The sequence below is a fragment of the Sinorhizobium terangae genome, from assembly GCF_029714365.1.
Lineage (GTDB): Bacteria > Pseudomonadota > Alphaproteobacteria > Rhizobiales > Rhizobiaceae > Sinorhizobium > Sinorhizobium terangae.
Genome location: NZ_CP121660.1, coordinates 408,138 through 429,525 on the forward strand (window position 1 = coordinate 408,138; position 21,388 = coordinate 429,525).

The 21,388-nt window shown below is 57.4% G+C and carries 15 protein-coding genes; 5 read left to right on the forward strand and 10 right to left on the reverse strand.

The window, feature by feature from the left end; genetic code table 11:
- The first annotated feature begins 28 nt into the window (after positions 1-28).
- Positions 29-964: an NAD-dependent epimerase/dehydratase family protein gene (locus QA637_RS20660; protein WP_283066588.1), complete on the forward strand. Its 936-nt coding sequence runs from the start codon at positions 29-31 to the stop codon at positions 962-964.
- Positions 965-1,101: 137 nt separating this feature from the next.
- On the opposite strand, the gene QA637_RS20665 is transcribed toward QA637_RS20660, so the two are convergent.
- The 9 genes from QA637_RS20665 to QA637_RS20705 all read right to left on the reverse strand — a co-directional run bounded on the left by QA637_RS20665 (position 1,102) and on the right by QA637_RS20705 (position 12,719).
- Complete coding sequence (locus QA637_RS20665; RefSeq protein ID WP_283066589.1) at positions 1,102-2,265, reverse strand: calcium-binding protein; 1,164 nt, start codon at positions 2,263-2,265, stop codon at positions 1,102-1,104.
- Between the two features lie 261 nt (positions 2,266-2,526).
- On the reverse strand, positions 2,527-3,609 hold the full coding sequence (locus QA637_RS20670; RefSeq protein ID WP_283067285.1) for a glycosyltransferase: 1,083 nt from the start codon (positions 3,607-3,609) through the stop codon (positions 2,527-2,529).
- A gap of 72 nt (positions 3,610-3,681) precedes the next feature.
- Entirely contained in the window at positions 3,682-4,908 is a 1,227-nt protein-coding gene (locus tag QA637_RS20675) for a glycosyltransferase family 4 protein (protein WP_283066590.1), read from the reverse strand.
- 215 nt (positions 4,909-5,123) lie between these two features.
- A complete protein-coding gene (locus QA637_RS20680) occupies positions 5,124-7,235 on the reverse strand; it encodes a polysaccharide biosynthesis protein (RefSeq protein WP_283067286.1) in 2,112 nt (703 codons plus the stop codon).
- Positions 7,236-7,695: 460 nt separating this feature from the next.
- Positions 7,696-8,163 (reverse strand): GtrA family protein, encoded by a 468-nt coding sequence (locus QA637_RS20685; protein ID WP_283066591.1) that lies wholly within the window; start codon positions 8,161-8,163, stop codon positions 7,696-7,698.
- An 85-nt stretch (positions 8,164-8,248) separates the two neighbouring features.
- A complete protein-coding gene (locus QA637_RS20690; RefSeq protein ID WP_283067288.1) occupies positions 8,249-9,250 on the reverse strand; it encodes a UDP-glucuronic acid decarboxylase family protein in 1,002 nt (333 codons plus the stop codon).
- Positions 9,251-9,374: 124 nt separating this feature from the next.
- On the reverse strand, positions 9,375-10,514 hold the full coding sequence (locus tag QA637_RS20695; RefSeq protein ID WP_153439875.1) for an NAD-dependent epimerase/dehydratase family protein: 1,140 nt from the start codon (positions 10,512-10,514) through the stop codon (positions 9,375-9,377).
- 36 nt (positions 10,515-10,550) lie between these two features.
- On the reverse strand, positions 10,551-11,279 hold the full coding sequence (locus QA637_RS20700; RefSeq protein ID WP_153439874.1) for a glycosyltransferase family 2 protein: 729 nt from the start codon (positions 11,277-11,279) through the stop codon (positions 10,551-10,553).
- An 84-nt stretch (positions 11,280-11,363) separates the two neighbouring features.
- Positions 11,364-12,719: a hypothetical protein gene (locus QA637_RS20705; protein WP_283066592.1), complete on the reverse strand. Its 1,356-nt coding sequence runs from the start codon at positions 12,717-12,719 to the stop codon at positions 11,364-11,366.
- 930 nt (positions 12,720-13,649) lie between these two features.
- Here QA637_RS20705 and QA637_RS20710 point away from each other — a divergent pair.
- Positions 13,650-14,981, forward strand: coding sequence for an SGNH/GDSL hydrolase family protein (locus QA637_RS20710; protein WP_283066593.1), 1,332 nt, complete (start codon positions 13,650-13,652; stop codon positions 14,979-14,981).
- A gap of 64 nt (positions 14,982-15,045) precedes the next feature.
- Here the strand turns inward: QA637_RS20710 and QA637_RS20715 are convergent, their stop codons facing one another.
- On the reverse strand, positions 15,046-15,951 hold the full coding sequence (locus QA637_RS20715; RefSeq protein WP_283066594.1) for a methionyl-tRNA formyltransferase: 906 nt from the start codon (positions 15,949-15,951) through the stop codon (positions 15,046-15,048).
- Between the two features lie 501 nt (positions 15,952-16,452).
- On the opposite strand from QA637_RS20715, the gene QA637_RS20720 reads away from it, so the two are divergent.
- From QA637_RS20720 to QA637_RS20730, 3 genes are all read left to right on the forward strand, one after another.
- A complete protein-coding gene (locus QA637_RS20720; protein WP_283066595.1) occupies positions 16,453-18,453 on the forward strand; it encodes a GumC family protein in 2,001 nt (666 codons plus the stop codon).
- Positions 18,454-18,725: 272 nt separating this feature from the next.
- Complete coding sequence (locus QA637_RS20725) at positions 18,726-19,856, forward strand: glycosyltransferase family 4 protein (RefSeq protein WP_428843157.1); 1,131 nt, start codon at positions 18,726-18,728, stop codon at positions 19,854-19,856.
- A gap of 49 nt (positions 19,857-19,905) precedes the next feature.
- Complete coding sequence (locus QA637_RS20730; RefSeq protein WP_283066599.1) at positions 19,906-21,297, forward strand: O-antigen ligase family protein; 1,392 nt, start codon at positions 19,906-19,908, stop codon at positions 21,295-21,297.
- Positions 21,298-21,388 lie beyond the last annotated feature (91 nt).

Consider the following 21,388-nt stretch of genomic DNA (forward strand, 5'->3'; position numbering starts at 1 on the left):
CAGCACGGGAAGGCGAGGTTCGACACAGATGCAGCTCGTTGTTACCGGCGCGACAGGCTTTATCGCTTCGAGACTGATCGGTCAGGCACTTTCAAAAGGGTACCAGGTCATCGCCCTTGCGCGCGACCCGGATCGTGTGACGTGGAGAAAAAGCTCTCGTTTGCAGATCGAGAAATGGTCGATTGGTGACCCATTGCCGGCGGTGACGCAAGCGGACGCGGTTTTCCATCTTGCCGCTTATATTCCAGCCGATTTCAGCGATCCGCGTCAGGCCGCGAGATGCTTCGAGGTCAACACCAACGGTGCCTTGCGGTTCGCGATGGATGCCGCCTCGCAGGGCGTGAAGCGGTTTGTGTTTTTCGGATCGGGACAGGTTTACACGCCCGCTTCCGAGTCGGCGTCGGAGACAAGCGCCGCCTTTCCCGTGCATCGCGCCAGTTATTACCTGGCGAGCAAGCTCTCGGCGGAAATTTGCCTGCTGGCTTTCGGAACGGCAAACACCATGCCGGTAACGGTGCTTCGCCTCGCATCCGTTTATGGTCCCGGTATGCATGGCTCGGGGATGATACCGACGTTCATCCGCACGCTCGGGAGTGGGCGCCCTGTGGCCATACGGGATGGGGGACGATATCGCGTCGATCTTGTCTACGTCGACGACGTCATCTCGCTTGCTCTGGCGGCGGTCGAGAAGGAACAGGCGGGGATATTTAATGCGGGCAGCGGCCAGGCCTGCAGGTCGCTGGAAGCGGCAGAAATCATCGCCGACGCGCTTGGAGCGGACCCGGATCTCGTCAACGTTGAAGGCGCGAGGTCGGATGAGACCATGATGGGTTTTGCTGCTTTGAACGTGGCAAAGGCGGTTGACCAGTTAGGATACATCCCGCGCTCTTTCCGCCAAGGCATTGAAGCATGGAAAGCAGAGACAGGGTTTTCGGACTTCCAGAGCGCCAGCAGTCAAGAATAGTGCTCCGCTCGAAGCTGAGGCGAGGACCGGGTGAGGCCCTGAACGGCGAACGGGAAGTCGCCGTGTGGCGACTTCCCGTTCAAGCGTACCGCTTTTTCCGAATTTTCCTGTTGTTCAGAGCTTCCTGCCGATCTGCATCAGGCGAAGAGGAAGTCGCTTCTCGAAAAATTGGCGGCGCTGAGGGTGCCGTTGGGGTCGTCCACGAGAATCGAAAACGCGTGACCGGCAGAGTCGTGACCCTTTATCAGCACGTCGCCGCCGGAGGTGTCGTAGGCATACACGGTCCCATTGGCGCCGGAGCTGGAATACTGGGTAACCCCGAGTTTTTCGATAACCAGGAAATCGACGCCATCCTGGAAATCCATGACGGTGTCTTGGCCACTAAGCGCCGGCGTCGCCTTGAAGACGAAGCGGTCGGAATCCGCTCCGCCCCATAGGATATCGCTTCCAGCTTCGCCAAGGAGAACGTCGCTCCCCGCATCGCCGCGAACCGTGTCGTTGCCATCACCACCAAAAACGGTGTCGTTGCCGATGCCACCGTCGAGGACGTCGTCCCCGGCTTCGCCCGAGATGGCATCATTGCCGGCGTCCCCGTACGCGAGATCGTTCCCGGCGCCGACCTCGATCCTGTCAGCGCCGGCTCCGCCATGGGCCTCGTCTATGCCGGTTTCCGAGTCGAGAATGTCATTCCCGTCCCCGCCGTCCAGGTAGTTGTTCCCATCGCCACCATCAACGATGTCATCGCCGATGCCGCCATCGACCCGGTCATTGCCGGACTGGCCTTTGAGAACGTCGTTGCCCTCTTCACCGTAGATCTTGTCATTGCCGGCGCCGCCGCCGACCGCCTGCTGCGTGACCTTTCCGGTCGCCGGATTTACGCGATTGTTGAACCCGTCATTTCCTGAGCCGGCGTAGATGATATCATCACCCTCGCCCGCATCGATGTATTCCTCGCCTGCGCCGCCAAAGATCTTGTCGTGTCCGCGACCGCCAAGGATCTGGTCATGGCCGTCGCCGCCATCCAGGATGTCGCTGCCATCGCCGCCGTCAAAGATGTCGTTTCCTAGTCCGCCCTTGAGTGTGTCGTTACCCAAGCCGCCGGCAAAGCGATCGTTTCCGTCGTCACCGTCGGCATAGTCGTCGCCGTCGCCGCCGACAATGTAATCGTTACCAAGGCCGCCGAAGATCTTGTCGTTGCCTGCTCCGCCGTCGAGATAGTCATCGCCGGCATAGCCCCAAAGCTCGTCGTCGCTGAGAGCGCCGCGGATCGTGTCGGACAGACTGGTTCCTTTAAAAATCATCATCATCTCCTAGCTGTTGCAGGAGGGCCGATAATTTGAGAATGGGGCGCAAAAGTGATCCCAGCCTCAAAGACGCCCATCGACGCAGAAGACGCAGTATTTTACAGTGGAAAAGTTAATGATACTACTTATCTTAGAATATTTCAACGCTCCTCAACTGCGCTCAAGACGGGAAAAGCGAACATCATTTCTTTAAGATTCAGCAATTTTACCGGGAAATGCAATGAATCGATGGACGATGATTGCATGCGAGAGTCTGCTTTAATGCATTAGAAACTCTGCATATTTTTCCCTGATCGCATTGATCGCATACTCGTTTTCGACCCGCTCTCGGGCGGTGCGCGCATAGCGGGCATATTCGGTCGGCGAGAGGTCAAGGATTTCGCGGATCGCCTTGGCGAGTGCCTCGGGGTTGCGTGCAGGTACGGCAATGCCGGCCTTTCCCGCGACGGCGGCGGCATCGCCGACGTCCGTCGTGACGATCGGCTTGGCATAGCTCATCGCTTCTGCAATCACGTTGGGAAAACCCTCGGTCCTCGAAGACAGCACCAAGGCGTCGATGCTGCGGTAGTAGGAAGGCATGTCGGAGATCTCACCCTTGAGATCGACGGCATGTTCCGGCAAACCCGCTTCCGCCATCAGGTCGACGACAGCGCGGTTGTCGCGGGAAACCCCATTGCCCGCCGCAGAAAAGAGTGCGTGCGGATGCGTGTCGCGAACAGCGGCCACGGCTTTGAAGAATGTGCCGTGATCCTTCTGCGGATGAAATCGACCGACGATGCCGATCCGGCGGGCGGTTGTCGCCTCTGGGGGACCGATCCGCGGCAACTCGAAGCCGTTCGGAATGACAACCATGTTCCGGTTTACATAGCCGTAAGCCCGATGTAGCTCCAGGGCGCGCGTGCTGTTGTAGATGATGCCGGCCGGTTGGTTCGACAGCAGCTTTGCGCCCGCAATTGCGAGGCGTGAACTGCGCGTAAGCGAAGCGGGATCATCCAGGGACTGGCGAATGTTCCAGTAAACCGGTGCTTCACACCTGGCCATGCGCGCGGCGATCATGCCGGCGATCATCGCGTGGTACATCCAGCACAGGATTGCGTCGGGCCGCTCCTTGCGGATGAGTTGCGCGAGCGTGAGGACTGCGCCCGGAAGGGCGGCGAGGGAGCCGGCCGCCAGCGGCACATAGATAACTCTCGGATTGTTGGCGAGATTGCGATTGCGATCCGACACGCCGATGAGCGAAACGACGATGATGCGCTCGTCGGTCGCACCGCGCAGGAGACGCGCCAGCATGGTCTCGGCGCCGGCGCTGGCGGTGAAGTTGGTAATGACATGCATCATCATCGCGGCGGCTCTGTGTTCGGCGATGCCCATGCGTCTCTCAACGGGTAGATCAACTGCGTCATGGAACTCGCGTCACTCGGTTAAGCGCATGCCGGCGAACAGCGTCCGATTGATCATGTGCACGTCGAATTTGGTCTCTGCGAGCTCCCGCGAGCGCTTGCCCATCTTTTCCGCCAAGTCCGGATCGCGGGCAAAGGACGCCATCGCATCGGCGAGCGCGACGATGTCGAGCGGCTTCACCGTCATGCCGTTCACACCCGGCTGCACCGTGTCGCGGCAGCCCGGCAGGTCCGTCGTAATCACCGGCCTTCCGATCGCCAGCGCCTCGAGGATGCTCCGGGGAATACCTTCCCGGTAGTAGGAAGGCAGGACGAAAACATTGCAGGCTGACAGACAGGGCCGCACGTCATTGGTGGTGCCGAGATATTCGAGGATCCCTTCGCCCACCCAGCCTTCGATTTCCTCGCGCGAGATTGCCGTCGGATTGCAATCGAAATGGCCGAGCAGCTGGAACCTGGCTTCAGGAAAAGTGCGCCGCACGATCCGCGCGGCTTCGATATATTCGACGACGCCTTTGTCGCGCAGCAACCGTGCAATCATGAGGAAGACAGGCCCGCCGCGGGGCGCTCGCGCGTAGGCGAAATGCTTCAAATCGACGCCGGACCCTGAAATCATCGTCGGTGATATGCCGTCTCCAAGCATCCGGTAGCGGCGAATGTCCTCGGCATCGGCGTCGTTATAGACAAACACAACCCTCGCGCGCTTGAGCGCCGATCGATATAGCCGGACGCATAGCTGGCGAACGGCCAAAGCTTTGAACGAGCGACCGCCGGCGTCGGAGAAGACGTGGCCGAGACCCGTGACGAGGAAACACCGCTCCTTGATTCCGAGCGTCCGGGCGGCGAGGCCCGCATAGATGATCGGCTTCATCGTATAGGGAAGGACCATGTCCGGCTTCAGCCGCTTGAAGTGTTGCCGCAGCGACCAAAAGGTGCGGATGTCTTCAAGCGGGTTAAGACCGGTCCGGGCCATCGGAATGCGAACGAAGCGAACACCGATTTCAGCGAGCTCCCGCTCCACTCGCTGGTCGTTTTCGGGAGCGAAGGCGATGACGTCATGGCCGGCGGCGACCATCCGTCTCAGCAATTCGAGCCGAAAGATCACGAGAGATGCCGTCAAGCTGGCGACGACGGCAATCACGCGTTTCTGCCGGGGCGGGTATGCTGCGTCGGCGGGTCTTGCCGACTGGCCCGCAATTTGTTCGGTTGCGGTGCGCGAAACCTGCTCAACAAGGTTCAAGACCTACCTCCCGGATTCGACTCCACCTCGAGCATTGAGACGAGTATCCGCGCCTGGCTCTCCTGCTTCGCGGCGTGGCCGTATTCGCAGCCAGGGGAGTGGTGCGCGTCCCGGCCTGCAAAATCTGACCGCGACATCGTTTCTGAGCAAGGCAGCATCGCAGGCACCACATCTCAATTGCACGATCCGCCCTGACCAATCGCGCCCGTTATCCCTTAACTGCCCGGAGAGCGGAACTCTGCGCGGGTGCCCTTGCGGCAGCCGGATCGCGATCCGCGCGCCTTGGCCTTGATGTGGTCCTTCGGCCGCCGCGGCAGGCGCTTACTCGCGGCCGCGGGCTTGCGATCAGCATCGTGCACATATCGTGGGAGCAGCTCGCGCATGACCGCCACGACGTCCGCCTCGTTGCCCCGCTCCGAATGGCGCTGCAGGCGTGCGAAGGCGTCCCTCAGCGTCGGCAATGGGATAGGCTCCGGAACGGCTCCGAGGACACCCGGGACCGGCGAGTTGATGCGCTTGTCGGTTTCGTCGAACAGCTCTTCGAAGAGCTTTTCGCCCGGGCGGCAACCGATGATCTTGATTTCGATATCCTGATCCGGCGTGAAACCGGCCAGCCGGATCATGCGGCGGGCGATATTGATGATCTTGATCGGCTCGCCCATGTCGAGGACGAAGATCTCGCCCTGTCCGAGCTGTTTCTCGAAACCGTAAGCGGAAGCCTGCAAAGTCAATTCGACGGCCTCGCGGATCGTCATGAAGAAGCGTGTCATGTTCGGATCGGTTACCGTCAGCGGCCCGCCCCTGGCCAACTGGCGCTTGAAGAGCGGGATCAGCGAACCGCTCGACCCCAGCACGTTCCCGAAACGAACCGTCATGAAACGCGGCCCCCGGCCGGTCTCGAGACCGTTCAGGTCGAGCGCTTGGCAATAGAGTTCCGCCAGGCGTTTTGTCGCGCCCATGACGCTCGTCGAATTGACGACCTTGTCGGTCGAGATCTGAACCATGGCGAGCGTGCCGTATTTCTTCGCTGCATTGGCGACGTTCATGGTGCCGATGACATTGGTGAGTACGCCCTCGCAGGGATTCAACTGCACCATGGGCACATGTTTCAGCGCCGCTGCATGAAAGACCAGCTCGGGTCGATGCTGAGCGAAGATCTCCTCGACCCTCTGACTGCGGCGGACACTGCAGAGGTAACTCCACCGGGATACGGCCGGGAAGTTCTCGTTCAGGGCCATGTCGATCGCGTAAAGATTGTATTCTGTGTTGTCGATCAGCACGAGTTCCGCCGGTTCGCAGGCGGCGACCTGCGTCGTCAGTTCGCTGCCGATCGAACCTCCTGCCCCGGTGATGAGCACGCGCCGGCCGCGAACGAGGCGCCCGATTGCCTCGCGGTCGAGCGACGCCTGGGGCCGCTCCAGGAGGTCGGTCAGTTCGATGGACCGCAGCTCGTAGGGGTTGTCGCCCTTTGCGCGCTTGAGTTCGGTCATCTGCGACAGGCGCGAGACAGCGATCCCAAGTCTTTCGGCGGACCGCAGGAGGTTATCCGATGCCTCCTCGCCGAACGCCGCGGGGGCTTCCGTGAAGACTACGTGACGCGGCTGCCTGTTGAGCTGCTGCAAATCCGCCACCACCTGCTCGAAATCCTCGATGCGTCCCGCAATCGGTACGCCGCGCAGGCTCATGCCGATCTGGTCCTCATTCCTGTCAAGGCAGGCAACCGGCACATAGGTGGCGTTGGGATCGCGTGCGAGCGCCCGCAAATAGAGGTCGGCCGCGTCGCCGGCGCCGACGAGCAACAACGGTATGCGGTGATCGTTATCTGCCCCTTTGTTGCGTCCGTTCCTGAAAACGGGCCGCGCCAGCGGGATCTCCTCAGCGCGAAAACTCAGCCGTGCTGCGGCAAGGAATGCGATCAGTAGCAGTGACTGCATCGGCACGACGGTCCGTGGAATGTCAGTCAGCCTCGTGGAGAAGAATAGGAGCGAAACAAGCAGCAGGGATGTCAGGAGTACCGCGCGAAGTATGATGAAAAGGTCAGAAATGGAACCGTACTTCCAGTTTCGGCTGTAGAGTCCGGACAAGGGAAAAACGAGTGCGCAGATGATGAGGTACTGTGCGCCCGACCATAACAGGACGGAGGCGGTTTCCGGTCTCGTCTTGAGCTCGGCCACGCCGTAGCGCAACAACAGGGCCACGGCGAGCGCAATGGCCGCTGATCCGAGATCGGCGAGGTACAGGGTAGAACATTTGTGAACGCTGCGAACAGCGCCGCGGATGCGTCGACTGCCTATGTCGACCGCCGCACCCCATACCGCCAACAGCATCTTGGCGGTGCTTTTTCCCGCCTCTTCTCTCCGCAATTTCGATGGCAGCATCAAGAAACGATCGCGAACTGCCTTAGCAGCGGTGTGTATACGCAGCATGAAGGCCCCTTCCTGAAAAACTGTCAGCCTCACCGTCCGGCTCAACGACCTGCACCTTTCCCCCACAAACTAGATGGTGGCCGAAGGTTGCGGTCTATTGGTCTTGTCCCGTTGACTGGCTCGGGAGGCTAGATAAATTAACTTCAACAAAATATAAGCGACCGCGACTAATTAGGTCACGGTGCAAAATGTCCTTGGCATATTCGAATTCTGTAATAAAAAAGCATGTAATTAACTGGTTGTAAATAGTCTAGGACGGATCCCTCCAATTATAGTTTTCTGACAAACGGCTCGCTGGGTGTTTGGTCGTTTCCCTCCAGGCGAACGGCTCGCAAGAAACGGCAAAGCCCCGCATTGGCGGTCAGATGCGAAATGTCAACGTTCGATTCAAATAGTAGTTGACGGGGAAGATCGCTCCGAGCGTGACGATCTGGGCCGCGATATAGGGCAGCACAGCCAAAAGGCTGTTGAAGAGAACGGCGTTCGCCGCCAGCGTGCAGAGCGCCAGCACGACAAAACGTGGCGCCGCCACGGTGTGCTTCGATTTCGACCTGAATGTCACACGGTGCTGAAGACTATAGTTGACCATGACCGAGATCGAGAGCGCCAACGTTGACGCCACCACGGCGTTCATATCGGCCAGTTCTATGAACAAGGTGAGCAGGCACACTTGCAGCAGCGCCGCGCAACCCCCGACAAGCGCGTATCTCAGCACGCGCACGGCAAAAACAGCTCTCAGAAACCCCGTCAAAAGAGATAATTGCCGCATGATGTCGGGCCCAAGGCGAGGTGTTGCGCTGGCATGAGGTTCACCAGACCGGTGGCCCATCGATTGCAGCCGAGAACCCGGCGGTGGCGCCCCTTCGTCCGAGGCGCAGTCGCGCAATTCCGCGACGTCAGGCAGGCTCCGTCTGCTAAGCATGATGTGCCTCGTACAGGGCACCGAGATCCGTGCGGGAACTGGGGCGCATCAGGAGCTCGTTGAAGTGGTTGATCGTTTTCAGCAGGCCCTCCTTCAGGCCGATCTTGGGTGCCCATTCGAGCTGTTCTTTTGCTCGCGAGATATCCGGGCGCCGTCTGCAAGGATCGTCCTGGGGCAATGGCCGGTACACGATGCGCGACCTGGATCCGGTAAGATCGATGATCAGTTCCGCCAGTTCGCGCATGGAAATTTCGTTGGGGTTGCCGATATTGATGGGGCCGGTCACATCAAACGGCGAATCCATCAAACGCAGCAAGGCGGCAACGGTGTCGTCGACGTAACAGAAGGACCGGGTCTGCGAGCCGTTCCCGTGGACGGTTATGTCGGCATCGAGCAGTGCCTGGACGATGAAGCTCGAAACAACGCGGCCATCACTCGGATGCGTCCGAGGCCCATAGGTATTGAAGATGCGCGCAACTTTGATCGCCGTTTGGTGCTGCCGCCTGTAATCGAAGAATAGGGCTTCGGCGCAACGTTTGCCTTCATCGTAGCAAGACCGAGGCCCGATAGGATTGACGTTGCCCCAGTAATCCTCGGTCTGCGGGTGAACGGAGGGGTCTCCATAGACTTCCGACGTGGAGGCCTGAAGAACATTGATCTTCAGCCGCTTGGCGAGGCCGAGCATGTTTATCGCCCCTTGCACGCTCGTCCGCGTGGTCTTCACCGGGTCGAACTGGTAGTGCACCGGGGAAGCCGGGCAGGCAAGATTGAAGATCTTGTCCACCTCCACATAGAGGGGCATCGTCACATCGTGCCTCAGCAGCTCGAAGCGCGGATGGGAAAGGAGTTCCTCCACGTTCGCGCGCGACCCGGTAAAGAAATTGTCGACGCACAGAACGTCCGCTCCGCCTTCGATCAATCGCTCGCAAAGATGCGACCCGATGAAGCCGCACCCTCCAGTCACCAATACGCGATTAGTAAATTGACGCGCCATTACGCTTACCTCATCTGAAGCGGCTTGCAGCGGGATTGCAGTACCAGGCTCCTGCCAGCGACCGAAAGTCTGAGCCCACATCCACGCCCCAACGCAAACGCGCTCTAAAGCTTCATGGAGCCCATCACCGGGCCAACCCTCTTTTCGCCAACTCGGCGGCTGCATGCTCGAACCGGTCGTCCGCCTTCTGCTCTTCTGCCCAGGCGATCAGATCCTCGATGCCGGATTCGAGCTCGACGGTAGGCTTGTAGCCGAGGCATCGCTGGATCTTGCTTATGTCGGCGTAGCAATGCCGGACGTCCCCCTCCCTGAACTTGTTCTCGATCTGGGGAGCGATATCGCGCCGCATGTTCCGGGCGAGGATGATCGCGACGTCCTTAATCGACGTCGGGCGACCGGTGCCCACATTGAAGACATGGCCATTCGCCTCGTCCTTTGCCAGGGCAAGCGAAATAGCCTGTACGATGTCCTTTACATGCACGAAATCTCGCGTCTGGTTGCCATCTTCGAAAACGACCGGACTATTGTTGTTCAGCAGACGGGAAGAGAAGATCGCAGCGACCCCGGTATAGGGATTGCCCAGCGACTGTCGAGGACCGTAGATGTTGAAGAAGCGCAGCGCCACTGCGGGAATGTCGTAGGCTCTGCCGACGACCAAGCACATTTCCTCCTGATCCCTCTTGGAAATGGCGTAGATCGACGTCGGCAGGACCGGCTTCGTCTCGCTGGTCGGTATCGGCGTTGCGGTTCGATCACAGATCGGACACCGCACCTCCCAATCGCCACGCCGCATTTGCTCCCCCTCACGAAGAGTCGGCGTGATATCGCCGCAATGGCTGCACCGTGCTCCACCTTCGCCGTAAATCGACATCGACGACGCAACGACCAGCTTCTTTACGCTGTGCTTGCGGGAGGCCAGCAGTTCCAGAAGGACCGCGGTTCCAACCGTATTGTGATCGACATAACGATGGATCTCGTACATCGACTGGCCGACCCCCACCTGCGCGGCGAGATGGACAACGGCGTCAACGTCCTTCAAAGCAGCGTCGAGTTGGGCAGGGTTGCGAGTGTCACCGAAAATGATCTCGACTCCCTTCACAGGTAATCCGCTCGGCTGCAACAGGGAGTCAAGGTTGCCTCGGGATCCAGAATGAACTTGGGGTTCGTAATTATCAAAAATTCGTATGTCGTGTCCGGATTTGTGAAGGTTCTCGCATAAGAATGAGCCGACAAAGCCTGCACCCCCTGTGACGAGTATCTTCATGACATCGCTCCCTATGTTTAAAGAAAATTGCTATCTCTAAAATTCGTATTTGCCTCGGTAATTCTGCCATACGATCTTCAGTACATCAAAACCGTACTGTACCGGTTTCAGGTGCGATTTTTCATCAGCGTATCGTGTCGGTATCGCGATTTCCTTGATACGTAACTTGCGCTTACCCGCCATCATGATCATTTCACCATCAAAATGGAATGTATCGCTGAGGCGAACGAAGGGAATAGCTTCCAGGCACCGGCGGGAATAGAGCATGTAACCGCTGTGGTATTCACTTACCCGAAGGCCGTAAGCGAGATTTTCTATCGCAGTCAGCGCTTTGTTGGCGATGTACTTGTACATCGGCATGCCGCCCTTCAGAGCGCCACGCTCGAGCATGCGCGAACCGATAACGACGTCAGCCTCGTCCCGTTCCAGGGGCGCAAGCAAACGTGGCAGCAGCTCCGGTGCATATTGCCCATCGGCGTGCAGGAGCGCCGCGATATCCGCACCTTGATCCAATGCGTGAGAAAAACCGGTCTTCTGCGCCTGGGCGTAGCCCTTGTTCTGAGGATGGTCGATTACTTCGACGTTTGGCCGTGAACGAGCAATTCTGCGTGCGATGTCGCCAGTGCCGTCGGAGCTGCCGTCATTGACGACGACAATTCGGACGTCTTTCTCGTAAATTTCCCTCGGGATTCTCTCAAACACGCTTTCGAGTGTCAGAGCAGCCTGATATGCGGGGATAACAATAAAAATTTTCTTCTCAAACATGACGGTCCGTACTCCCGTTACATTCCTTTCGGTGCACCAATCCTGTAAGCCAATGTCCAATTTCGGCCATGCTCGGCCGGCTCTTCACGGCGAAACCTGCAACTCGGTTGCGCGGCCTGCCGAGCGATAGATCCGCCCGTCAGCAAGAGTTTCTTCCTCGATCAGCGGAATGGACTTAAGAAGGTCGTTCTCGCTGATCAGGTAGTCTCGCCAGTCCACGCCATAGATGAAGACGACGTAGGCGTTGCCTTCCGCAAGACGGCGACGCATGGCGTCCATCTGTTGCGCAAAAGGCATGCTTGCCTCGTCCCGGCCAGAAAGATGATTGAAGCGGCGGGGTAGGTACGCCGCGCTGTGCCTCAAGCGGAATTCGATCAGGTCCGGCGCGTTCGAATAGATTGCAGCAGTCGCAGGCAATTTTGCCACGGATGTAAGCACGGGCGACGTGGACCACATTTTGTGAGCGTATCCTTGGCCCGATTCATAAGTTGCCGCAGTGAACACTGTCGTTCGGACGAGGTTCGAGGCCCCGATCACAGCTGCGAGCCCGGCAAGGACAATTCCGAGTTTGCGGTGGCGCACAACACCAGACCTGCTCGCTCCGAAGGAAGTCATGGCAGCGAGTGCGAGGAAAACATAGAGCGGCAGGAGAAACCGTCCGGTGAGGCTCAGTCGATACTGAATCATGACGGACTGTATCAGGAACAGCAGATACAAGATCGAAAGGAGACTGAATACGACGGGCACAAGCGCATGCGGTCGTGCGCGTTGGGCGTAGGATAGGCGCAACCATGCGAGTGCGTAGTTCACGGCAACGAAGACGACGACAACACTGGCGAACGCAAGGAACAAGAGGCGAATGACCGGCCCGGCCGCGGATGGCAGGAGCATCGTCGCTAGGGCGCCCACCGTCCGAATCCAGTACGCCAGATCGGTGTTGCCCAGCAGTTCCAACGAACGTCCAGTCGAATCCCCGGACGTCAACTCACTCGCGACCAGCCATGATCCGAAAACGGCACCGCACGCTCCGGCCATCACAGCGCAATCGACCAGCCGTTTCGCAAGGCTCCCGCCGCCGGCGCAGAGCCTCAAGATTGCAAAAGTCAGCAGGAGGGGAGCGGCAGCAAACCGCGTCAGCATCGCGAGGCCCACAATCGCCCCCACAAGTGCGGCAGTTGCGACGCGGTTGTCTTGCATCGCCCTGAAAAACACGAGGGCGGAGGCGAGGGTCAATGCGATAAACAACGGCTCCGTCATTGCCACCGAGTGAAATTCGACGAAGACCGGATGGCCAACGATCAGGGCCGTTCCCAATGCAGCCCAGATCGGGGTCAACTGCGCGAGAAGCAGCAATCGGAGAACCAACACCGTATTGACGACATAAAGAAACCAGTTGAGCCACCAGGCCGCCGCCACGATATCGACGTGAGCAAGCGACATGAATTGCAGTATCCATGTATAGAGAGGAGCGAAATGACGCGCGCTTCCAACGCGCATGTATGCGACCGAGTCGGGCAGAATTCCTATTCCGCGTGACGTCGTTGCAAGGAACAGCACGGAGACTGCCAATGAAAGGACGATAGCCGCGACGAGTTGCGCCCTCGCATGGACGGGAGCCAGTGCATCGTTGGCGGTTGCCGCCGAACCGGATTGCACTCGCAGTTGTTGTTCTCGCTTCATGTAGCCGCCGCTCCCATTTCTGGTGCGTTCGTTTGGCTTCAACATGCTGACAGGGGGTAGAATTCACCCCGCAAAGGACTTTGTTCTTTGCCACAACCGGAACCCCGGTCAGGCAGAGTGACAGCCATCGATCGAAATCTTCGCTAAGCCCCCGTCATGCACGTGATATGCCCGCGAACTTAAAAAATACTGGCGCTCCATTGGCCAAGCGCGTAAATCAGTCCTTGAAAGCGATTTTGTTATGCAATTACACAGGCGCGGCTCTAAAGTGCCCGCTCAACGGGTTTGATAATCGCATAGTCATGAGGCAATGTCGACTACCTAATATTCGACGGCCTAATGGACGACCCAATATATCCTAGCCGAGGCTGTGGTTCGACAGCAGCTGCGGCGTGTGCTCAGGAAAGCTTCGCGCCATTGTTTCACTGTGCAGTTGCTGGGCAGGCCGTCGATCATGCTTGGGCTTCCCCAATTTCGGGAGACTCCATCGACAAAACTCGCTATATTTTGCTGCGCAAGAAAATTCCCATACTAAATCTTATTCTCAGTCATTTTATGTGAATTCATGTACAGAGATAAACTCTTATCAGCCGAAGCCGTCAGAACATAGACGACCAAATCCGCCGCCTGATTGCGGCGATCGGCAAGCGCGCCTCTTACTGAACGGTTTGCGAGAGGGGACAAGGCGTCATGATAAAGCGGCATTTCGGACTTGTGGTGTGTGCGCTTCTGGGTCTGTACCTGTTGTCCAGTCCCATCTACGCTCTGCTGCATTACCAACTGTTCGCAGCTGAGACCCCGCATTTCATCCGTTACGTGCTGACCCCGGGCCTGCTGGCGGCAGCCTTCTTCGCCGTGGGCCTGTTTGCGAAGCCGCGCTTTTCCTCACTTGTCGGTATCTGTGGCTCGAGCGTGTTGCTAGCCCTCTTCCTCTTCGAGGCGATGCATACGGTCTCGGTCGTGTCCGTCCGGTTGGGTATGCTTGGCCAACTGAGCGAAGCGCAGGCCGAAACGCTCAAGCGCAACAAGAACGTGGTTCCGGGCTTCACACTTCGTGGACTGAACCGGCTTTCCGGCACCGACCAACTTTCCGAGGCGCTGTTGTCGGGCTTTCCGTCGACGCAAGTGGTGCTGTGCACGTCCGAAAGCGGCGTCGTCAGCTATACCGCAGACCGGTACGGCTTCAATAATCCCGACGACGTGTATAACCATCCGCTGGACCTGATGCTGCTCGGAGATTCGTTCGTCGAGGGCTTCTGCTTGCCCCCGGGCGAGGACCTTGCGTCGAGATTGCGGGCGGGCGGCCTTAGCACCGCGAGCATAGGTATTAGAGGAAGCGGTCCCCTGGTCGAACTTGCAACGCTCGGCCGTTTTGGCAAAATTTTTCGACCCCGTCAGGTGATGATGGTCTTCTTCGAAGGAAATGACTGGGAGAATTTGGAGCGCGAACTTGCAGTGCCGTGGCTTCGCACGGCGATATCGCCGGATGCGGACTATGGTTCGCAGACGACCGCGCAAGAAACCATGCGCCAGGCCCGAAACATTTTGGCGGAGCGCCAGAGCAGCCCTGTGACGAGTGTCCAGCTCTTCACGAAAACGGCCTTGCTTCGCAATTTTGTCGCCCTGCAACAAACTCTCACGAGGCTAGGGTTGGTCTATCCAAAGATTACCCCAAGTAACCCGGATTTCAGACGAATATTGCATCGAGCGAAAGCACTCACCGAGAGCTGGGGCGGCTCCTTTACACTCGTCTACGTACCCAGGATCGACCGTTTCATCGGACCCTTTTCGTCGGACGGGCCCTTCGACCCGCTGAGGAGGGAGGTCCTCGATGCTGCCGCGGCCGAAGGCATCATGACTATTGATATCCTCGAGGCCCTTCGCGCCCACCCCGAACCGCTTCTCATGTATGCGCCAGATGCCCATTTCAGCCGTGATGGGGCCAGGTTCGCAGCTAAGGAGATCATTCGTCGCATGGCGCCGATGCCGCAAGACACGCAGAAAACGGTAGAGAACAAGTGACCTGCGGATCGCGCGAAGCGTTCCAGCGTTTATTGCCGGCGCCGAGCCTGTGTCATCAAGGCGCTTATCCTCGGAGTTTGCTGTGTACCGGCGGACGCTTGCCGGTGGCCGAGGCCCAAGCCAGGACATCGATGCATTCACCATCGCCACATAAGACGACGAAACCGCGTTCCGAATGGCATTGAACCTGGCCTGCCAGTCCGATAAAGCGACCGGCGCTTTCAATCTTTACGGCTGTGTCGATGCGGATCCTCTCGCCGTTATAAACGCAAAACGCGCCGGGGTAAGGGGCGCCAACTGCACGGATAAGGCGGAGCACCGAGGCGGCTGAAGCATTCCAGTCGATCAGGCCGTCCTCTGCTGTACGCTTCGCACAGTAGCTTGCCTGCTCATGGTCCTGCTTCGTGTGCGGTGCGTTACCGGTCTCAACCAGCGCAACCGCCTCGACTACCATCTCGGCGAGATTTGCTGTGTGCCTGGCATAGAGGCTGCGTGCGGTTTCGTCGGCCGCGACCGCGAACAGCCTCTGAAGCAGAATGGGACCAGAGTCGACCCCTTCATCCAACCAGAACAGCGTCGAGCCGGTCACATCTTCATCCCTTATTATCGTCCAGGGAATGACCGCCCGACCACGCAGACGTGGCAACGCCGCCGGATGGAACCCGATGGTGCCCTCCCGCGCAAGGTCCCGAAAAGGCTGCCGGCAGACTTGCGACCAGCCAATGACAAGCGTGAGATCAGGCTCGACCGATGCCATTGTCTCCAGGACTGCAGGACTGTTGATGTCTGTGGTGTAGCAAACCGCGCTTCCGGCCGCCCGCGCCAGATTTCCTATATCGGCAAAATCGGAATGGCGTCCTGCCGCCTCGGGGGGCAGCGTAATCACAAGCACAGGAACCCGCCCAGCCTGGATGAGCGCTTCTAAAGCGATTTTGGAGCTTTCGACGGAACCAACGAAAACGATACGCATGATCCGAGAATGGCCAAAGTAATGAACAACGCGGGACGTCCTAACCGGACGGGCAATATGCAACGTGATGTACAATTAAGTCATTGAACACTGTAAGAACAGCGCTGTCCAGCGCAGAAGTGCCCAGTTTCTTCGCGATCGGAACTCCTCGAACTCCTTTCCCTGTCGACTAGCTTTGCCGCAGCTGGTGACCAGGTATCTGCTGTGCGAAGAGCGTCGGCTTGCGGGGCGGCAGACCGCAGCAGTGCCATTCGAAGCCGTCAGCAATGGAGAGACAGCTCAAGTCAATCCTTGCGAATAATGCGCCGCGCGCTATTCTGAGGCCGTCACGGGAGCGCCTTTAAGCCCTTCGCCGCACAGGACGCCGGACGTGAAGCCGATTAGGCGTGACACCGATGTCGTAAAATGCGATGCTAACAACTTCAAACTGAGTTATTGCGCCGTATTGAATATTTTACTAAGCTAACCGAATAGAGAAAAATTTTATTTTTGAAGGTTTCCATGACGACATTCGTTCCGGATGGCAGCCTATCTGCTCGCGCTCATTACCGAGAAAGTGTTGAATTTGCCGCTCAGAGGAGTGGGCATACGATAGGCCTTTTAGATGTTTGGGCCCTGATCAAGAGGCGTATTTGGCTTATCGCGTCAGTGGTTCTCTTCTGCACTTTGCTGGCTGCGATTGCATCGTACACGCTTCCCGAAACCTATACCGCCAGTTCAGAAGTGGTGCTGGAACGGAAAGATGTTCGGCCGTTTGCCACCGACGCATCCTTGACGTCGCTTGAGCGCGATCGCTCGGCGGCTGAAACCGAGATGGACGTTCTGCAATCACGGGAATTTGCCGGTCGTATTGTCGATCGATTGAATCTCATCGATGATCCGAACTTCAACCCGTTTGCCCGCAGCGGCAAAAGGCCGGAAAGCCTCGGCGACCGGCTGGCCAGATATTTCGCGGGGATCATCGGAGCCCAGAGGCCGCGTGATTCCGTTAGGCCTCCGCCGGATGAAAGAACGCAACGGGATCGCGCGATCTCCGCGGTACTGTCCCAGTTTACTGTCAGCCGGACTGGCGAGAGCCTCGCCGTAAGAATCACTGTAACAAACAACAATCCTAAAGTTGCTCAAGAACTCGCAAATACGATTGCCAGCCTCTACGTCGAAGCGTCGCTCGAATTCAAGCAGTATGAGCGGATTGCAGACAAGGAACGTGCGCTAAACACCGGTGGCGCCGTTGCTTTTCTTCGTCAGAGCATGACGCAACCGCTCTTGATAACGTTGCGGAATGAAGAGGCCCGGTTACAGCAGAATCGAGCCGAGCTCGCCGCCAAGTTTGGCAAGAACCATCCTCAGATGATCGATGCAGATTCGCAAATCGCGGGTGTTCGCAATATGATCGAAGACGAGGTTCAGCGTATTTTGTCGGACCTCGAGGCCGAATCTCTAAAGCCGAGTGCACGGATTGTGTCAGCGGCGGAGGTTCCAAATTCACCATCATTTCCTAAGCCCAATATTATTATCCCGGCGGCATTTACCGGATCCACTTTGCTGGCCTTTTTGCTCGCGCTCCTTTTGGAGACAGCCGACACGCGAATCCGGAGCGGGCAACGAACCTCGCAACTTTTGCGGTTGCCCAACCTGGGCTACATACCAAAGGTTCCGAAGCATCTGCCCGGCACCAAGCGGTCCTCGTGCATTCCAGACTGGAGCAACTTTACGTGTGCCGAGGCAGAGCGGTCAGTCTATATGGCCTGCCGCTATTCTGAGGTGAAACAACCGCATCGCGTTGTCATGGTGACCTCTTGCCTTCAGGACGTTGCGAACGCCTCGACGGCTTGGGGTATCGCAACTGCCGCTGCAGCAGACGGGCGCCCTACCGTGTTCGTCAATCTCGATTTCCATCAACACAACGTTCCGTATCTGAAAAGCGTGGAACGCTCGCCGGAATTGATTGAACGCTATCTTAGAAATGAAGCTTCCCTGGCGGACGTGGTGCAGACAATTCCGACTTTGCCTGCTTTTGGCTTCATTGACGCGACGCCCGTAATGATGGAGCCATTCAGATCGCTAGACTCCGAAAAACTCTGTGAGCTGATATTGGCCCTCAGACAGAACGGGTACGAATTCATTGTGCTTCACGCTCCGCCGGTCCTCACCTCTGGGGATGCAAACTGGCTCTCGCCTTTTGTTGATGGGGTGATTTTGCTGGTGTCTTGGGGCAAGACTACAGAAGAGCAGTTGCTCGATAGTGTGTCGCAGCTCCGGATGAATCATGCGCCTTTGATCGGCACTGTAATTCACCAGGTCAATCCCGAAGTTCACAAGAGCCATCACTACGGAGGCTTTGTCATAACTTCCAAACGCATTCCGGCGGCCGGCGGTTGGATTCAAAATCGTCGCAGAAATGGCGAAACTTTCAGTGGCGCCGATACAGAATTAGAAGTGAACACCGCTCCCACGCCTCCGGCGCGAGACTCGCTCAATTCTTCATCGCACGTCCGTTAGAACCGTTCTCACAAGAATTTGGTCTCGCCTTTGATCGGCCGATAGCAGGCCGCATAGCTTGGGGACGATGGGGCAGGTGAGCCGGTGCGAATGCGCGCAGAAATATCTAAAAATATATTAAGGCCATTAGGAAAGAAAAGAAAAGAACCTTACTTCCATAATCACCTTGCATTTGAGAAGTGCTCGCATGGAGAATGATTAGCATGACGAAATGCGGCCAGAAGGCAGTTGTATGTTTCCCCTTCATAGGAGATTTTGTCGGCGGAAGCCATATGTCCGCACTTGGATTGATACGAAATCTTCCCGATTCCCGTTTTTTGCCGTTGGTTGTTCTTCATGATGTGGACGGGCCAGTTGCAGAACTTTTTCGCCGCGAGGGGATCGACTTTGAAGCCGCTCCCGTCATAAACCGTTTGGAGCGGGCGGGCGCGCGCAATGGCGCCGCAGCCGTGAACGTCGCGCGAAGCCTTCCTGCGCTTGTGAGCTTTCTGAGAGCGAGAAATGCCGCAATAGTGCATACAAATGACGGCCGTGCGCATCTCGTCTGGGGACTTGCAGCACGACTCGCAGGATCCAAGCATCTCTGGCATCACCGCGGCGATGCATATTCGTTCGGATTGCGACGCGTCGCTCCCTGGCTCCCCAGTCGTGTCGTGGCTGTATCAAAATTTGCGTCGCCTCGACCTGGCCTTTTTTCGGCAGCAGGCAAGTGCAGTGTCGTTCATAGCCCATTCGACGTGATGAAGATGGTCTGCGTCGAACGCGAAGCCGCTCGGAGCAATGTTGTAGCGGCAATTGGTTGTTCGCCCGAGACAAAGCTCCTCGGATATGTGGGAACCCTGGTGGACCGCAAGCGGCCTATCTTGTTTGTAGAAGCTTTGGCTGCCCTAAAGCGGTTGGCGCCGCAAGTGAAGTTTGCAGGACTGTTTTTCGGGAACGCACTTAATGGGCTCGACGACGCTGCAAGATCGCGAGCCGAAGCACTTGGAGTTGCGGATTGCATTCACTTTATGGGCTTTCGGTATCCGAGCGAACCCTGGATCGCGGGGCTCGATGCCCTTCTGGTAACAGCCGTCAACGAACCTCTGGGAAGAACTCTTGTCGAAGCGATGTTGCTGGGCACACCAGTGATTGCGGCCGACTCAGGTGGAAATCCAGAAGTCGTCGAAGATGGCGAGACCGGCATGCTCGTTCGCCCGGATGATCCGGATGAGTTCGCCAAAGCCTGTTTAACTCTGTTCAACAATTCTGCCTGCCACGAACACATCGTGGAGACAGCACGCGTCGAAGCGCGGGCGCGCTTCAGTGTCGAGCGGCACGTGCATGCAATTACATCAGTCTACGAGGAACTCATAGGTATCAATGGATTCAGCGCTTCGCGAGCGCAGGTCGATAATCCGTGATCGATCGGGTATCTTGTACGAAGCGACAGTTACAGCGTCGGAGGGAGGCGTGACAGAGGCCGCTCAACCATATACCGGGGGCCATTCCCGCAATTTGCACATTCGCTTGGCGGCGATTGAGCGCGCTGTCGTCTACGTGGCTGTTTTTTTGGCGCCGTACGCGACGTTGCGGTTTTCTGATCTTTTCTTTACGTTTAGCGATTTCTTCTTTTGCTTGAGCCTTTTCCTTCTATTGATCAGCGGACGGATCTTAAACAAACCGCTCGAGCAGGCAACGACACTTTGGCTTGTCGCGTTCATGCTTCTGTTCGTCGGGATGATGATTGGCAGCCTTTTCCATAACAGTCCTGATCGAGGACTGATTGTGACGGCGCAGTATCTCTTCGCCTACCTGTTTTTGATGATGATCCTGGTCCGAAACGATCCAAAGGAAGCGTATCGGCTGGCCGCGATCTTCCTGGCAAGCATAATTCTCATCGATATTCATGGTATATTTACATTCTACGCGGTCGGGTATGTACCAGGAGAAGGAAGGGGCGTGGTGACGGGCGGGAAGCGCCTGGCGACCGTGCTGCGAAATCCGAATCTGGCCGCGGCGATGAACGGGCTGACAATGCCAATTCTTCTCTTTTTCTGGTCTTCAGGCCGACTCAAGTCTTACTTGGCCTTGCCGATAGTTGCACTGTTCATCGTTACAGTTGTTCTGACAAGCTCCAACAGCGGGCTGTTTGTGATGGCGATTTGCTTGACCGTTTTCGTTGCGTTCATTTCAACCCCTCGATTGCTGTTACGCCTGACACTTGGAGCGGCCATTCTTCTTGGAGCGTTGGCGCTATTTGGCAGCAAAGATATGCTGCCCCGAGCGTTCCAAACGCGCGTTTTGGACGCTATTTCCTCCGGCGACATCTCAGAAGCCGGAACCTTCGTTTCAAGAGCAGCACTTATGGAAGAAGCTGTTCAGATGATCTCCGATGAGCAGATTTGGTTCGTAGGAGTTGGAGCCGACCAATTCCGAGAGAGAAGTGTGCAAACTGCGCCCGTTCACAACCTTTATCTTCTTCTTTGGGTTGAAGGCGGATTGCTCGCGCTTGTCGGCTGGATGTTGTTTTCGGGTGTCGCTGTACTGCTTGCGGTGGGAATCCGAAGAGACGGTGGAGATAAACACGTACTTGCCGCGATGGTGACAACTGTCATTGTCTTTCTCACGATCGCTTTGTTCAATCCGCACATGTATGCGAGATATTGGACAATACCAGTTTTTTTGTGCCTTGGACTCGGCCTTGCACAACTGCGGCGGGCTATACCCACGCGCCCCGGCGGGTCGCGGGCAAGATACGTTCAGCACAAGACACAAACACCGATCCGCTCCGCCACTAAAGTCGGGCAGAAAAGCGTCCTTCACCGCATCTCTAAGGTTGGCGAAGACAGGAGAATGAAGTAACCTCGCCCATAGTCGCGGTAACTCGGACTGTTGCTGACGATCAAGCGTTTATTATTGAGATGTTTTTTCTTATTTCATCGCGGCCGCTCGG

Excerpts from the sequence above, each read along its gene's own strand:
- QA637_RS20680 (WP_283067286.1), bottom strand. The coding sequence starts at position 7,235 with ATGCTGTTGGCGGTATGGGGTGCGGCGGTCGACATAGGCAGTCGACGC.
- QA637_RS20685 (WP_283066591.1), bottom strand. The coding sequence starts at position 8,163 with ATGGGCCACCGGTCTGGTGAACCTCATGCCAGCGCAACACCTCGCCTT.
- QA637_RS20690 (WP_283067288.1), bottom strand. The coding sequence starts at position 9,250 with ATGGCGCGTCAATTTACTAATCGCGTATTGGTGACTGGAGGGTGCGGC.
- QA637_RS20710 (WP_283066593.1), top strand. The coding sequence starts at position 13,650 with ATGATAAAGCGGCATTTCGGACTTGTGGTGTGTGCGCTTCTGGGTCTG.
- QA637_RS20695 (WP_153439875.1), bottom strand. The coding sequence starts at position 10,514 with ATGAAGATACTCGTCACAGGGGGTGCAGGCTTTGTCGGCTCATTCTTA.
- QA637_RS20725 (WP_428843157.1), top strand. The coding sequence starts at position 18,726 with ATGTCCGCACTTGGATTGATACGAAATCTTCCCGATTCCCGTTTTTTG.
- QA637_RS20660 (WP_283066588.1), top strand. The coding sequence starts at position 29 with ATGCAGCTCGTTGTTACCGGCGCGACAGGCTTTATCGCTTCGAGACTG.
- QA637_RS20670 (WP_283067285.1), bottom strand. The coding sequence starts at position 3,609 with ATGATGATGCATGTCATTACCAACTTCACCGCCAGCGCCGGCGCCGAG.
- QA637_RS20665 (WP_283066589.1), bottom strand. The coding sequence starts at position 2,265 with ATGATTTTTAAAGGAACCAGTCTGTCCGACACGATCCGCGGCGCTCTC.
- QA637_RS20700 (WP_153439874.1), bottom strand. The coding sequence starts at position 11,279 with ATGTTTGAGAAGAAAATTTTTATTGTTATCCCCGCATATCAGGCTGCT.
- QA637_RS20715 (WP_283066594.1), bottom strand. The coding sequence starts at position 15,951 with ATGCGTATCGTTTTCGTTGGTTCCGTCGAAAGCTCCAAAATCGCTTTA.
- QA637_RS20705 (WP_283066592.1), bottom strand. The coding sequence starts at position 12,719 with ATGTCGCTTGCTCACGTCGATATCGTGGCGGCGGCCTGGTGGCTCAAC.
- QA637_RS20720 (WP_283066595.1), top strand. The coding sequence starts at position 16,453 with ATGACGACATTCGTTCCGGATGGCAGCCTATCTGCTCGCGCTCATTAC.